The following is a 12287-nucleotide window of genomic DNA, read 5'->3' on the forward strand; positions in this document are numbered from 1 at the left end:
GCCCCGCTCAGCGGGCGGCTCGGCTCGGCGCCACGGCGGAGGCGGCGGTTGGGGTGTCGATCGGCACCGCCTCCGTCGGGCCACCGAGGATCTCGTCAACCCGGACCGCCCGGCACCGTCGAGCGTGCAACGCCGCCTCAAGCTCCCGGCGGGCCTGCACCGCCTCGGTATAGGCCTGCTCGCGCACCCGTCGAGCCTCCTCCCGGGCGGAGTCGAACTCCAGTCGCGCCCGGAGCAGCAAGTCGGTCACCTCCCGCTCAGCCGCTGCCCGGTCCGGTGTCCCAACGGGTCGCCGCGCCACATCGCCGAGGTCGAGCCGCTGGAGCACCCCACAGAGACCCGCCGCCTCCTCGCGAATCTCGTCCCACTCCCGCCCGGCCCGCGCGGTGCCCTCTGCGCGTGCCGCCAGCCGGCTCACCCGAACCCCGAGCTCATCCAGGCAGGAATCGACCTGCCGTTGGTCGTAACCGACGTCTACGACGGAGAACCTCATACTGTCGCCCCCAGACAGCTGGTACGTCTATCCCCACCGTCGATCCTCGGTGCCCGGGGGTCACCGCCGGGGACATTTGGGAAAAATATTCAACATTCGAACGACTCGGCGAGTTCCGACCCTCAGGTCGCCGCTACCGATCGGCCTGGCCGGACGCCACGGGCGGAGGAGCGGCACCGCTCCGCTCTCCATCATCGATACCGCTGCTTCGCTACACCGCCCGCAGGTCGGGGCCAGTAACCCGCCCCGGCACCACCGTCGCTGGTTCGGCGTCCCCCGGCGCGCCCGAATCCGGAGTCTGGAAGAGGTAGCGGACAAACTCCCCGCCGGCCTCGTTGTCGTCCGCACCAGGCCACTGCCCGACGCAATCCACCCCGATCACCTCCCGGCCCGTGCCGTCGCTCTCCTCAAGCAGGACCCACAGGCTGACCGGGTAGCAGCGGGTGCCACCGGGTGCCAGACGCCAACGTGCGTACCAGCCGGGTCGGGCGGGGATGATCTCGACGATCCGCTTCATCACGACCTTCCCTTCCGCATACCTCGGAAGTCCACCGGTCCACTGCGATCGTCCGGCTCAACCGGGTGAGCAACCATCACCCCGGCCGGATGAGGATCCCGCGCCGGCTCCGCGGCCATGCCCGGGCCCGTTTCCTGCCTGCCGGCGGTGGGAAGACATCGATGACAGCAGGAACCGCAGTGGAGGAGTTGTCACATGCGCAAGCAGATGGAGGGCGACAACCAACGCCGCCGGGCGCTCGCCCGTCAGGCCCGGAGCCAGGGACGGCGGCCCAGCGGGACCGGAGCCAGCCTGGGCGCCACCAAGCAGTTGACCAGCCTTGACCAACGGCGGCGCAACGGACCCGCGCCGGCGGGACGCCACAAACCGACCAGCACCAACGGTGGTCCCGCCCCACCTCCGGTCGGCATCCCGGACAATTCACGGCCCATCCCGGACAGTGGTCCCACCAGTGCCACCACGATCAGCTACCAGGATCTGGTGACCGATGTCGGCCGGCGGTCCGGCGTCGACTTCCCCGCCGCGAAGGTGGGTGCGACGGCTACAGTGCTGACCCTGGCCCGCACCCTGGGTGCGGCCGAACGGGGCCGGCTGCTCGCGGCCGTACCGAGCCGGCTACACGACATCACCCCGGTGGACGGTATCGAGGACCGCCCCGACCTACCCGGCTTCCTCGCCGAGGTGGGGCGGCTCAGCGGACGTACCCCGGAGCAGGCCCGGTACCAGGCGGCGGCCACCCTCACCGCGCTGGCCGACCGGGATGCGGACCTGGTCGAGTCGCTGCACGTTCCGGAGGAACTGCGGGACCTACTCGCCCCGCCCGAACCCGGCGGCGGCGTGATCGGAGCGAGGGCCGCAACCCCGCCGCTCGACGAGGGCCAGCTACGCGAGGAGTTGGCCCGTCTCCCGTACTGGTCCGGGGACCAGCACGGGTTGTCCCGGACAGTCGAGCTGCCCACCGAGAACCTCGGCCGCGTGCTGGACCGACTCGACCGGATCCGACGGCAGACCGGACGCGGACCATCGATCGGTCAACCGGACCGCAGCACCGCCGTGTTGACGGTGGCGACCTCCCGGCCCCGAAGGGCTCCCGAGGTGACCGGACCGGACGTTGACCTGGCCCACGCCGTGGACGACGCGATCGACGAGGTGGGGGCGGGGATGGCGGGCTAGCCCGGCGCCCCGTGGCGGGAGGGGGCCACCGCCGAAACCTGGTCGCATCACCTGGTGGTGGCGGGCCCCTTCCCTGCCCCTGCCTATCCCATCTGGGCGGGCACCTCGGGGGAGCTGCTCTCCAACGGAACCGAGTGGGCCGGCACCAGGCTCAACTGGACCGCCGGACGGGGCAGGGTCGCGTCCAGCAGCCAGTCGGCGCCCACCCGGGCACGATTGCCGGGCAGGTTGAGCAGGTGGTATCCCCGGGTCACCACCTTGGCGGGCAGTCCGGCCAGCGGCACCTTCAACGGGTTCGCCGCCGCATCCCGACCCCCCAGGTCAACCACCCAGCCCAGGTCATGGTGCTGGTACGGCTTGCGGGTGCCCTGCCCGTACGAGGCGGCGATGTTGCGGGCGACCAGCTTGCCCTGCCGCTGGGCATGCTGGGCGGTCATCGCGCAGACCTGCCCGGGCTGGGCCAGGTCGGGCACGGCCGCGGCGTCGCCGCAGGCGTACACCTCCGGAAAGCCCGGCACGTTGAGGTACTCATCGGTCACCAGACGGCCTTTCTCGGTCCGCAGACCGAGCTGCTCGACGAACGGGTCGGGACGAACCCCGACACACCAGATGAGGGAGCAGGTATGGATGAACTCCCCGTCGGTGAGCTTGACCCCGTCGGCGGTCGCGACCGCAACCGAGGTTCCCATCCGCACATCCACGCCCCGCTCTTCCAGGACCCGATGGGCGGTGTCGGACATCCGCCGGTCCAACTCGGGTAGCACCCGCGGCGCCACGTCGAGCAGCATCCACCGGGGTCGCAACTTCAGCCGAGACCGTTGCCCGATGAGCCGGTCGGTGAACAGCTGCCCGTGGGCGGCCACCTCAGTGCCGGTGTAGCCGGCTCCCACCACCACGAAGGTGGCCCGCGCCCGTTGTTCGGCCGGGTCGGTGGCCTGTTCCGCGAGCTCAACCTGTCGCACCACGTGGTCGTGTAGGTAGAGCGCCTCTGGCAGGCCGCGGAAACCGTGCGCGTACTCGGTGACTCCGGGGATCGGCAGCAGCTTGTTGACGCTACCGACGGCCAGCACCAGCCGGTCGTACGCGAGGCGGTTCCGCTCCCCCTCCGGCTGGGTGAAACCGACCCAACGGTTCCGCAGGTCAACGTGGTCGGCTTCGCCGACCACCAGGCGGACACCGTCGAGAGTCCCCGCCAGCGGCACCGAGATCCGGGACGGCTCGACGACACCGGCCGCGACCTCTGGTAGCAGCGGCAGGTACAGGAAGTAGTCGGTCGCGTTCAGCAGCACGATCTCGGCCCGGTCCCTGGCCAGCCGGCTGAGTGTCTTTGCCGCATGGTATCCGGCGAAACCGGCCCCTACGATCACCACCCGAGGCTTCGTCATTCCACCGCCGTTCCCCGGGCAAGGCTGGACAAACCTCCCGGGGTGCCCGGCGGCGTCGCAAGCGCCGCGCACCGGTGGTGAACGCCCTCGGTCAGGTGCGGCCCCGGCCCACGGTGCTGGCACCCGACCTGCTGGTACGGGTCGCGTACAGGCTGGTGAGGGTGACCGTCACGAGGACAACGAGAATCACTGCGAGTGATGCCAGGGTCGGAATCTGCGGCACCCCCGGCCAGACCCCGTGCGCCCAGTGCAGGCCCAGCTTCACTCCGATGAACGCGAGGATGACCGCGAGTCCGTAGTTGAGGTGAACCAGCCGGCTGAGCGCGGCATGCAGGACGAAGTAGAGCGCCCGCAGCCCGAGCAGCGCGAAGGCGTTGGTGGCGAAGACCAGGTACGGATCTTCGGTGATGCCGTACACGGCGGGCACCGAATCGACGGCGAAGACCACATCGGTGGCGAGCACCGCGACGACCACCAGGGCCAGCGGGGTGAGGGTTCGCCGGCCAGCCAGGCGTACGACCATCTTCGTACCCTGATAGTGCTGGGTGACCGGCATGAACCTGCGCAGGAGCCGTACCGAGCGCATCCCGTTGATGTCGACCTCCTGCTCCTGGCCGGAGATCGCGTCGCGCAGCAGCTTCGCCGCGGTGGCGAGCAGGATGAGGGCGAAGAGCAGGAAGGCGAAGTCGAGCGTCTGTAGGGCAGCCGCGCCGAGTGCGATGAACACCGCGCGCAGCACCAGGGCACCGGTGATCCCGAACAGCAGGACCCGCTGGGCGAGCACCGGGGGCACCGCGAACGCGGCCAGCAGCAGCATGAAGACGAAGAGGTTGTCTACCGAGAGGGACTTCTCCACCAGGTAGCCGGTCAGGTACTCGACGCCCTGCTGCGAGCCGTAGCGGGACCAGAGCCAGGCGCCGAACGCCAGCGGCAACGCGAGGTAGAACGCCGACCAGGCCAGCGCCTCCCGGAGCGACACCTCGTGCGGCCGCCGGGTGACCAGGAAGTCGAGCACCAGCAGCAGGACGATACCGGCGATGGTGACGCCCCACAGCGTCGGTGTGCCGACCGACTGCAGCTCAACAGAAAGGTACAAATCGGTCATGGAGCCTCCTCGAACACGATGCCATGCTCGAGGTCTCCTTCACCCACTTTCGTGGGCAACCATCCGAGGCAGGCTCCGGGGCCCGCCGTACTGACCGGAATGGCTCGCGGGAAGTACTCCCCTCGTCGCGACCAAGGGTAGGGCAGTCCGGGTCCAGGCTGCCACGCGGCACCCCGGCAACGGCACCTCAACTCCAACCAGCGCACCCAGCCCCCTACCACCCGAACCCATCGGCGCTTATCGTGGCCCGATGACCGACAACGTACCGGCCGGCCCCCTCGCCGGGGTGCGGGCAATCGAGCTTGCCGGCATCGGGCCGGGGCCATTCGCCGCAATGATGCTGGCCGACCTGGGCGCCGAGGTGATCCGGGTGGACCGCGCTGCCGACGTGGACCCGACCGCCTTCGGCGCCCCGCACCCCGACCTGCTGAACCGGGGACGGCGATCAATCGGCGTGGACCTGAAATCAGCCTCCGGCCGCGACGTGGCGCTCGCGCTGACCGCCGGCGCGGATGTGCTGATCGAGGGCTTCCGGCCCGGCGTGACCGAGCGACTTGGTCTCGGCCCGGCGGACTGCCACGCGGTGAACCCGCACCTCGTGTACGGGCGGATGACCGGCTGGGGGCAGCACGGTCCCGCCACCCCGGAAGCCGGGCACGACATCACCTACCTGGCCCTGACCGGGGCGCTGCACGGGATCGGGCGGGCCGGCGAGCGTCCGGTACCGCCACTGAACCTGCTCGGCGACTTCGGTGGCGGTGGGATGCTGCTCGCCCTCGGCCTGATCAGCGCCCTGTACGCCGTACGCGGCGGCGCCACCGGCCAGGTGGTGGACGCCGCCATCGTGGACGGCGTCTCGGTGCTCAGCACCCAGATCCACGCCCTACGCCGCCTCGGCAGGTGGCAGGACCCGCGCGGGGTGAACCTGCTCGACGGGGGCGCACCGTTCTACGACAGCTACGAGTGTGCCGACGGAAAACACCTGGCGGTGGGCGCGCTGGAGCCCCGGTTCTACGACGAACTGGTCCAACGCACCGGCTTTCCGCTGCCCGGCGACACCGCGCTGGACCGCACCGACCCGGCGAACTGGCCGGCGTTACGGGAGGCGTGGGCACGGTTGTTCCGGACCCGGACCCGGGACGAGTGGGCGGCACTGTTCGCCGGCTCGGACGCCTGCGTAGCCCCGGTTCTGGATTGGGCGGAGGCACCAGCGCACCCGCACCTGGCGGCACGGGACACCTTTGTGGAGCACCACGGGGTGACGCAACCGGCGCCCGCACCACGCTTCTCCGGTACCCCGACAGCCCTGCACCGTCCACCGCCGCACCCCGGCGAACACACGGACGAACTGCTGGCCGAGGCGGGCTTCGGAGCTGACCGCATCGCCGATCTGCATGCTGCGCGCGCCGTCGCCTAGCCACCGAGGGCGCGGGGAGTCAGCACGGCGGATCAGGGCCGGCGCAGCGCCGAACCCGGCGCCAGCGCCGGCTCCACCAGTTCCCGGTAGTCGCGGGGCAGCTGCACCGCGACATCGTCGAAATCACCACCGCTGATCGCCTCCCGCAGCGTGCTGAAGACCGCTCGGACGGCCCCGTGCGCAGTCGCTTCGTCAACGTGGGCGCGGGCTGCCACCCGGGTGACAAACTCCGCCGCCGCGAGCCGCTGCGCTGCCTCGTTCTCGGGCCCGGGCTTCAGCACCACCTGCAGTTGCGCCGGCAGCTGTACGGCCAGGTCCAGCACCTCTCCACCGGTCAGCCGCTCGGCAAGTGTCTCCAGGACCGCCCGGGTCAGCTCCACCGCCTGCGCGGTAGGGGTGCCCGTCCGCTGCCCGACCTGGTCAACAAAGGTGTGATATTCCATGCTGTCCCTTCGGTCCGGCCGACCGGATACCCACCCGCGGGGTACGGAAACCGCCGGTTGTCGGCGGCGGAGAAGGGTCTGCCCACTCACCGCGCTGGGATGGCCTGACCGATCACCTCCGGGTATCGCTGCTCCAGGTCAACCCGGGCGAGCGCGCCCACCAGCCAGGCCAGCCGCTCGGACCGGCCGCTACCCGCCAGTCCGGCCAGGTCATCGGCGGAACGCCCGAGGCCCAGCCGGCGGGCCGCGGCCAGCGCCCGCCGATCGGCGACCGGCGGCACCTCCGCCCAGAGTGCCTGCACCTCGCGGAGAAACAGGACAACCGCCGTGTCGTCCACCCCGGGCAGCTCGGTGAGCAGGTCACGTTCCCGGTCGGCATCGCGGGCGGCGACCACGCGCAACCGGCGCAGGTCGCCCCGGTACCGGTCAACGACCGCCTGCGCCAGCTTCCCGAGCGTGTCGGCGGCCTGCTCGGCTTCCGCGCGGAGACCGCAGTCGCGCAGCAGCCCGACCCGCTCTGCGGGCGTGGAGCGGGCCAGCCGGGCGGCACTGTCCCAGCCATGGACCTGCAGGGCGCGGGCCGCCGCAATCGCTCGCTGGGCGTCGCCGCGGCGGGACAACAACACGGCGAGGCAGAGCAGCTGAAACAGGCTCGACGGGTTGTTGGTGGTGCGGAAACCGTACTGCTCAGCGAAGCCGCGCCCGCCCCCGGCGAGCCGGCGGACCAGGCGCTTCTTGTCCTCGATTGTCGGCATGGGCGGCGACTACCCGCCCCGACCGGTGCCACTCCTGGCTGCCCGGCACCGCCACCACACACACCCACCCGGCTCGCCAACGCCCCCGGCCGCACCGCTGGTGGCGCGGGTCGCCCTCACTGTCGGCGTGCGCTGACGGCCTCGTCCAGCAGGCTTTCGATCCGTTCCACTCCGGCGGGCATCGACATCTGCTGCAGGTACGCCTCCCGACCCCGCCGCCCCATCTCGGCACGGGCGGCCGGCGGGATGGTGCTGGCCAACCAGAACCGGTCGGCGAGGGCGTCCCACTCCTCCGGCGGACACGACAGTCCGGCCCGGGCGCTCTCCACCACCTCGGCGGTGTCGCCACCGGCCGAGGCGATCACCGGTGCCCCGCAGGACAGGGCCGTGGGCAACTTGCCGGGCAGGGTGCTGCGTAGTTCGGGCCGGTCCCGAAGCATGACCAACTGATAGTCGGCAGCGGCGTACAGCTCCGGCATCTCCAACGGCGAGCGCCGGTCGACGAACCGCACGTTGTCGGCACCCAGCTCGGCGGCGAGCCCCCGCACCCGCCGCTCCTGCTCGCCCGACCCGACCAGCACCAGATCCATCCGCTGGTCGAGGGCCGCCGCCGCCCGTACCGCCGTTTCCAGCCCCTGTCGGGCGCCGATGGTGCCGGCGTGCATGACCACGCAGCGGTCGTCGCGACGGATCAGTTGACCGGCGGCCGGGCTCGACGGAGCCGGCTGGAAGATCCGCTCGTCGGTCCAGTTGAGCACCACCTCGACCCGCCCCGGGTCGGCCCCCTCGGTCACGACGAGGTCCCGCAGCGAGGGGGCCGCGACCGCGACCCGGTCGGCGCGCCGGTAGGTGGCGGCCATCGCCCTGGCGAGCCGAGCGGTCCACCGATCGGGCTCACCGGCCGCCGGCTCCTGGCCCGCCCACACGTCCTGAACGTGCACGACCGCCGGCACCCGTCGAAGCGCGCGCAGCAGGCGGGCGGCGGCGAAGGCGGTGGCCGGCGGCTGGTGCACGTAGAGGGCGTCGACACCGGCGAAAAACCGCCGGCCGACCAGCGACACGCTGCCCGCAAAGGAGCGGGGGCCGGACCACCGGCCGCCGCGCACCTGGCCGTTCCGGCCAACATAGCGGGGCACCCGCCGCACGGTCAGCCGCTCGCTGCGGGTCTCGTGGCGCCAACGCTGACGCCAGCCCGGGTAGGTGTGCCCGCCCGGATAGTCCGGAAATCCGGTCAGTACCCGGACTTCGTGCCCACGGCGGGCCAGCTCCTCCGCGAGGCTGCCCGGAATGAAAGCCGGTTCCGGTGGAAAGTGATACGCCAGAATGCCGATCTTCATCGTTGCTCCCCCGTTGCCAGCAGGGCGGCCGTGTTGCCCCGCTGGCCGCTGTCCATGTACGAGTCCGCCCTGCAGCGGTCCATCAGGTACGCCGCCGCACCGAGCCGAAAGCCCCAAAGAAACTCATAAAAGCTCCTAAGCTCAACTTATACCGTGAAACCATTACAACGCCTCATACATCAAATATCCGAAGTTTCGCTATTCGATCGATAAGCCCGACACCCTGCCGCCCCCGGGCGAAACGGTGTGACGGGGGCAAGGTCACGTCGTCTCCGCTCGCCGTCCCGTCACTCGCCTGGATAAGGTGGTGAGCGGTGTGCCGGGAAGCCTGGTCGGCGAACGTTTCCTGCTGCTCTGACACCGCTTGGATGGACCGCGCGTATGACCGACCGCACCCCGCCCCCGGGCCGCGCCCGCCGCCTCTTCTCGCGTACCTCCTGGCCGGAGGCCCGCTTCCTGGCTGACGTGCTGCGGACCGAGACCTTCGGCGGCGGCCTGCTACTGCTCGGCGCGGTGATCGCGCTGCTCTGGGCGAACTCGCCCTGGGGCGACTCCTACGCCAACCTGGCGGCGTGGGTGCCCTGGCCGGGCGGGTCCGACCTGCACCTGAACCTGAACCTCGCCACCTGGGCGGCCGACGGCCTGCTGGCGATCTTCTTCTTCGTGGTCGGGCTCGAGCTCAAACGCGAGTTCGTCGCCGGGGACCTGCGCGACCCACGACGCGCCGCCCTGCCGGTCGTCGCGGCGGTCGGCGGCATGATCGTTCCGGCCCTGATCTACGTCGGCATCAACCTCTCCGCCGGTGGCGAGAACCTGCGCGGCTGGGCCATCCCGACCGCCACCGACATCGCCTTCGCGCTCGCCGTGCTGGCGGTCATCGGATCCCACCTGCCGCAGGGGCTCCGCGCCTTCCTGCTCACCCTGGCCGTGGTGGACGACCTGCTCGCGATCACGGTCATCGCCATCTTCTACACCGGCGACTTCAAACTCATGCCGCTGCTGCTCGCGCTGCTGCCGATCGCCCTCTTCGGCCTGCTCGTGCAGCGCCGCAAGACCTGGTGGTGGGCGCTGATCCCGCTGGCCCTGGTGGCCTGGACCCTGGTGCACGAGTCGGGCGTGCACGCCACGGTGGCCGGCGTCCTGCTCGGCTTCACGGTGCCGGTCCTGCGCGGCCGGGAGGGGGACAAGCACGGGCTCGCCGAGCACCTCGAGCACCGCTGGCGGCCGATCTCCGCCGGCTTCGCCGTCCCCGTCTTCGCCTTCTTCGCCGCCGGAGTGTCCCTACGCGGTGCCGACCTCGGCGCCGTGATCACCGACCCGATCGTCGTCGGCATCGTCGCCGGCCTGGTGCTCGGCAAGGTACTCGGTATCTTCGGCTCGACGTTCCTGCTCGCCCGGTTCACCCGCGCCGAGCTGGACCGGGACATCACCTGGACCGACCTGCTCGGGGTCTCCCTACTGGCCGGCATCGGATTCACCGTGTCGCTGCTGATCGGTGAACTCGCCTTCGACAGCAGTGCTGCCGACGACAACGTCAAGGCTGCCGTACTCAGTGGGTCCCTGATCGCGGCGCTGCTCGCCTCCGTCGTGCTGACCCGCCGCAACAAGGCCTATCGGCGTATCGCCGTGAAGGAGCGGGTGGACAGCAACCGCGACGGGGTACCCGACGTCTTCCAGCACCGTAACGACTGACCAGGCCGACCGGTCGCCGACGGACGCCACCCCGCGTCCGCCGGCGCAACTGCCACCGCGGCCGCGGGCGAAACCGAACTCGGTCGGTTTCGCCCGCGGCCGACGTACCGCCGGGCGGTCAGCCGAGCTGCCCGACCGCGTCCAGGATCAGCCAGAGGCCGCACCCGGCGAAGAGCAGCGCCGCACCGAAGCGCACGGTCCGCTCGGGTAGCCTGCGGCCGAGTACCCGCCCCACCATGATCGCCAAGGCGTCCGCGGCGACCATGCCGAGCGTGGATCCGACCCAGGTACCGAACCAGCCGTACTGGGTCGCCAGGGTGATGGTCGCCAACATGGTCTTGTCGCCCAGCTCGGCGAGGAGGAACGCGACGCCGACCACCACCGCCGGCCGGCCCGACCGGTTCGCCTTGCGGCGCTCCTGCTCGGTGAGGCGGTCGCCGCGAAGCGTCCAGGCGCCGAACCCGAGAAACGCCACGCCGGCGAGGAGCGCGATCCATCCGGTAGGCAGCGCCGCACCGAGCCCGTAGCCAATCGCCACCGAGGCCAGGTGCACGACGGCCGTGGCCACGGTGATGCCGACCAACACCGGCAACGGTCGAAACCGGGTGGCAAAGGTCAGCGCCATCAGCTGGGACTTGTCCCCCAACTCGGCGACGAAGACGACGCCGAAGCTCACTCCCAGCGCAACGAGGAAACCCGCCATGACATCCTTCCGATCCGGCCGGAAAGAGGCACGGAGGGACCTCGACCCGGCTACCAACCTGGGTCGAAGGTCTCGCCCGCCCCGCCGAGCGGGGCCGTGTGGCCGGGTGCCGGAACACCAGTGTGTCGACCACGACGTTGGGGGCTACTCCCCTTCGCGCCGACCACCCTAGCCGACCACCGACGACGCTGATGTCGGCGGACCGGCCAGGCCGGCTGGTCGTGGAGGGGCCGGGCCGGTGAGTCGAGGAGGGGCCGGTGGCGTCCGCCTACTCGGCGCGGGCGAGCGTGACGCCGAACAGGCCGGCCGGATCCGTCCAGAACTCACTGGTGACGAAGCCTGCCGCGCGCAGCTCCGCCGCGATCCCCTCGGGTCGGAACTTCGCCGAGACCTCGGTCCGTAGCTCCTCCCCGGCGGCGAACGTCACCTCGGTGTCGAGCACCTGCACCCGCATCGGGTGTCGGGCCCGCAGCCGCATCTCGATCCACTCCCGCTCCGGATTCCAGAGCGCGACGTGGTCGAAGGCCGCTGGGTCGAAATCGGCACCCAGCTCCCGGTTGATCACCCGCAGCACGTTGCGGTTGAACTCGGCGGTCACCCCCGCCGCGTCGTCGTATGCGGGAACAATGACGGCCGGATCCTTCACCAGGTCGGTGCCGACCAGCAGCCAGTCCCCCGGCTCCAGCGCGGCGCGCATCGCCGCCAGGAACTCGGCGCGCTCGGCCGGCAGCAGGTTGCCGATCGTCCCGCCGAGGAACACCACGAGCCGCCGCCCACCCGCCGGCAGCCGATCAAGATGCCGGGTGAAGTCGCCAACGATTCCCCGGACACGCAGGCCCGGATAGTCCACGGCGATCCGGGCGGTGGACTCACGCAGCGCGCTCACCGACACGTCCAGCGGCACAAAGGTGCCCAGGTCGCCATGGCGGGTGAACGCGTCCAGCAACAACCGGGTCTTCTCCGAGGAACCGGAGCCCAACTCGATCAGCGTCTTGGCACCGCTCACCGTCGCGATCTCAGCAGCCCGCTCCAGCAACACCGCCCGTTCGGCCCCGGTCTGGTAGTACTCCGCCAGCCGAGTGATCTCCTCGAAGAGCTGGCTGCCCCGAGCATCGTAGAACCACTTCGGGGACAACCACTTCTCCTCGGCGGTCAACCCGGCGCGGACATCCTGCCGCAGGTTGCGTCCCAGGTCCTGCTCTTCGAGGTGGATCTCCAGCGGCTCTGCGCTCATGTCTGTCCCTTCCTCATTGACGTCTTCGGCGGC

12 protein-coding genes are annotated in these 12287 nt (G+C 70.9%); 3 read left to right on the plus strand and 9 right to left on the minus strand.

Annotated features, from left to right (window positions below):
* Positions 1-7: 7 nt before the first annotated feature.
* Together H0524_RS01475 and H0524_RS01480 are read right to left on the minus strand one after the other, a co-directional pair.
* On the minus strand, positions 8-493 hold the full coding sequence (locus tag H0524_RS01475) for an ATPase (RefSeq protein ID WP_180197032.1): 486 nt from the start codon (positions 491-493) through the stop codon (positions 8-10).
* A gap of 211 nt (positions 494-704) precedes the next feature.
* Positions 705-1010 carry a hypothetical protein gene (locus H0524_RS01480; RefSeq protein ID WP_180197033.1) on the minus strand — a complete coding sequence of 102 codons (306 nt, stop codon included), beginning with the start codon at positions 1008-1010 and terminating at the stop codon, positions 705-707.
* A 195-nt stretch (positions 1011-1205) separates the two neighbouring features.
* Here H0524_RS01480 and H0524_RS01485 point away from each other — a divergent pair, with 195 nt between their 5' ends.
* A complete protein-coding gene (locus H0524_RS01485; RefSeq protein WP_180197034.1) occupies positions 1206-2183 on the plus strand; it encodes a DUF2267 domain-containing protein in 978 nt (325 codons plus the stop codon).
* Between the two features lie 83 nt (positions 2184-2266).
* Here H0524_RS01485 and H0524_RS01490 read toward each other — a convergent pair whose 3' ends face one another.
* Both H0524_RS01490 and H0524_RS01495 read right to left on the minus strand, forming a co-directional pair.
* Positions 2267-3568 carry an NAD(P)/FAD-dependent oxidoreductase gene (locus H0524_RS01490; RefSeq protein WP_180197035.1) on the minus strand — a complete coding sequence of 434 codons (1302 nt, stop codon included), beginning with the start codon at positions 3566-3568 and terminating at the stop codon, positions 2267-2269.
* 91 nt (positions 3569-3659) lie between these two features.
* Complete coding sequence (locus tag H0524_RS01495) at positions 3660-4673, minus strand: TerC/Alx family metal homeostasis membrane protein (protein ID WP_180197036.1); 1014 nt, start codon at positions 4671-4673, stop codon at positions 3660-3662.
* Between the two features lie 250 nt (positions 4674-4923).
* On the opposite strand from H0524_RS01495, the gene H0524_RS01500 reads away from it, so the two are divergent.
* Positions 4924-6090, plus strand: coding sequence for a CaiB/BaiF CoA-transferase family protein (locus tag H0524_RS01500; protein WP_180197037.1), 1167 nt, complete (start codon positions 4924-4926; stop codon positions 6088-6090).
* Between the two features lie 32 nt (positions 6091-6122).
* On the opposite strand, the gene H0524_RS01505 is transcribed toward H0524_RS01500, so the two are convergent.
* From H0524_RS01505 to H0524_RS01515, 3 genes are all read right to left on the minus strand, one after another.
* Complete coding sequence (locus tag H0524_RS01505) at positions 6123-6533, minus strand: DUF2267 domain-containing protein (protein WP_180197038.1); 411 nt, start codon at positions 6531-6533, stop codon at positions 6123-6125.
* A gap of 86 nt (positions 6534-6619) precedes the next feature.
* On the minus strand, positions 6620-7288 hold the full coding sequence (locus H0524_RS01510; protein WP_180197039.1) for a hypothetical protein: 669 nt from the start codon (positions 7286-7288) through the stop codon (positions 6620-6622).
* Positions 7289-7404: 116 nt separating this feature from the next.
* Entirely contained in the window at positions 7405-8625 is a 1221-nt protein-coding gene (locus H0524_RS01515; protein ID WP_180197040.1) for a glycosyltransferase family 4 protein, read from the minus strand.
* A gap of 381 nt (positions 8626-9006) precedes the next feature.
* On the opposite strand from H0524_RS01515, the gene nhaA reads away from it, so the two are divergent.
* Positions 9007-10317, plus strand: coding sequence for a Na+/H+ antiporter NhaA (gene nhaA / locus H0524_RS01520; RefSeq protein ID WP_180197041.1), 1311 nt, complete (start codon positions 9007-9009; stop codon positions 10315-10317).
* Between the two features lie 118 nt (positions 10318-10435).
* On the opposite strand, the gene H0524_RS01525 is transcribed toward nhaA, so the two are convergent.
* Together H0524_RS01525 and egtD are read right to left on the minus strand one after the other, a co-directional pair.
* Positions 10436-11020 (minus strand): TMEM165/GDT1 family protein, encoded by a 585-nt coding sequence (locus H0524_RS01525; protein ID WP_180197042.1) that lies wholly within the window; start codon positions 11018-11020, stop codon positions 10436-10438.
* 268 nt (positions 11021-11288) lie between these two features.
* Positions 11289-12254 carry an L-histidine N(alpha)-methyltransferase gene (egtD, locus tag H0524_RS01530; RefSeq protein ID WP_018725159.1) on the minus strand — a complete coding sequence of 322 codons (966 nt, stop codon included), beginning with the start codon at positions 12252-12254 and terminating at the stop codon, positions 11289-11291.
* Between the last annotated feature and the right edge of the window lie 33 nt (positions 12255-12287).

This window comes from Salinispora sp. H7-4, from assembly GCF_013416675.1.
Lineage (GTDB): Bacteria > Actinomycetota > Actinomycetes > Mycobacteriales > Micromonosporaceae > Micromonospora > Micromonospora vitiensis.

What these genes read in the sequence shown, in the direction of transcription:
- H0524_RS01475 (WP_180197032.1), bottom strand. Translation starts at nt 493, where the DNA reads ATGAGGTTCTCCGTCGTAGACGTCGGTTACGACCAACGGCAGGTCGAT.
- egtD (WP_018725159.1), bottom strand. Translation starts at nt 12,254, where the DNA reads ATGAGCGCAGAGCCGCTGGAGATCCACCTCGAAGAGCAGGACCTGGGA.
- H0524_RS01485 (WP_180197034.1), top strand. Translation starts at nt 1,206, where the DNA reads ATGCGCAAGCAGATGGAGGGCGACAACCAACGCCGCCGGGCGCTCGCC.
- H0524_RS01500 (WP_180197037.1), top strand. Translation starts at nt 4,924, where the DNA reads ATGACCGACAACGTACCGGCCGGCCCCCTCGCCGGGGTGCGGGCAATC.
- H0524_RS01525 (WP_180197042.1), bottom strand. Translation starts at nt 11,020, where the DNA reads ATGGCGGGTTTCCTCGTTGCGCTGGGAGTGAGCTTCGGCGTCGTCTTC.
- H0524_RS01505 (WP_180197038.1), bottom strand. Translation starts at nt 6,533, where the DNA reads ATGGAATATCACACCTTTGTTGACCAGGTCGGGCAGCGGACGGGCACC.
- H0524_RS01480 (WP_180197033.1), bottom strand. Translation starts at nt 1,010, where the DNA reads ATGAAGCGGATCGTCGAGATCATCCCCGCCCGACCCGGCTGGTACGCA.
- nhaA (WP_180197041.1), top strand. Translation starts at nt 9,007, where the DNA reads ATGACCGACCGCACCCCGCCCCCGGGCCGCGCCCGCCGCCTCTTCTCG.
- H0524_RS01510 (WP_180197039.1), bottom strand. Translation starts at nt 7,288, where the DNA reads ATGCCGACAATCGAGGACAAGAAGCGCCTGGTCCGCCGGCTCGCCGGG.
- H0524_RS01515 (WP_180197040.1), bottom strand. Translation starts at nt 8,625, where the DNA reads ATGAAGATCGGCATTCTGGCGTATCACTTTCCACCGGAACCGGCTTTC.
- H0524_RS01495 (WP_180197036.1), bottom strand. Translation starts at nt 4,673, where the DNA reads ATGACCGATTTGTACCTTTCTGTTGAGCTGCAGTCGGTCGGCACACCG.
- H0524_RS01490 (WP_180197035.1), bottom strand. Translation starts at nt 3,568, where the DNA reads ATGACGAAGCCTCGGGTGGTGATCGTAGGGGCCGGTTTCGCCGGATAC.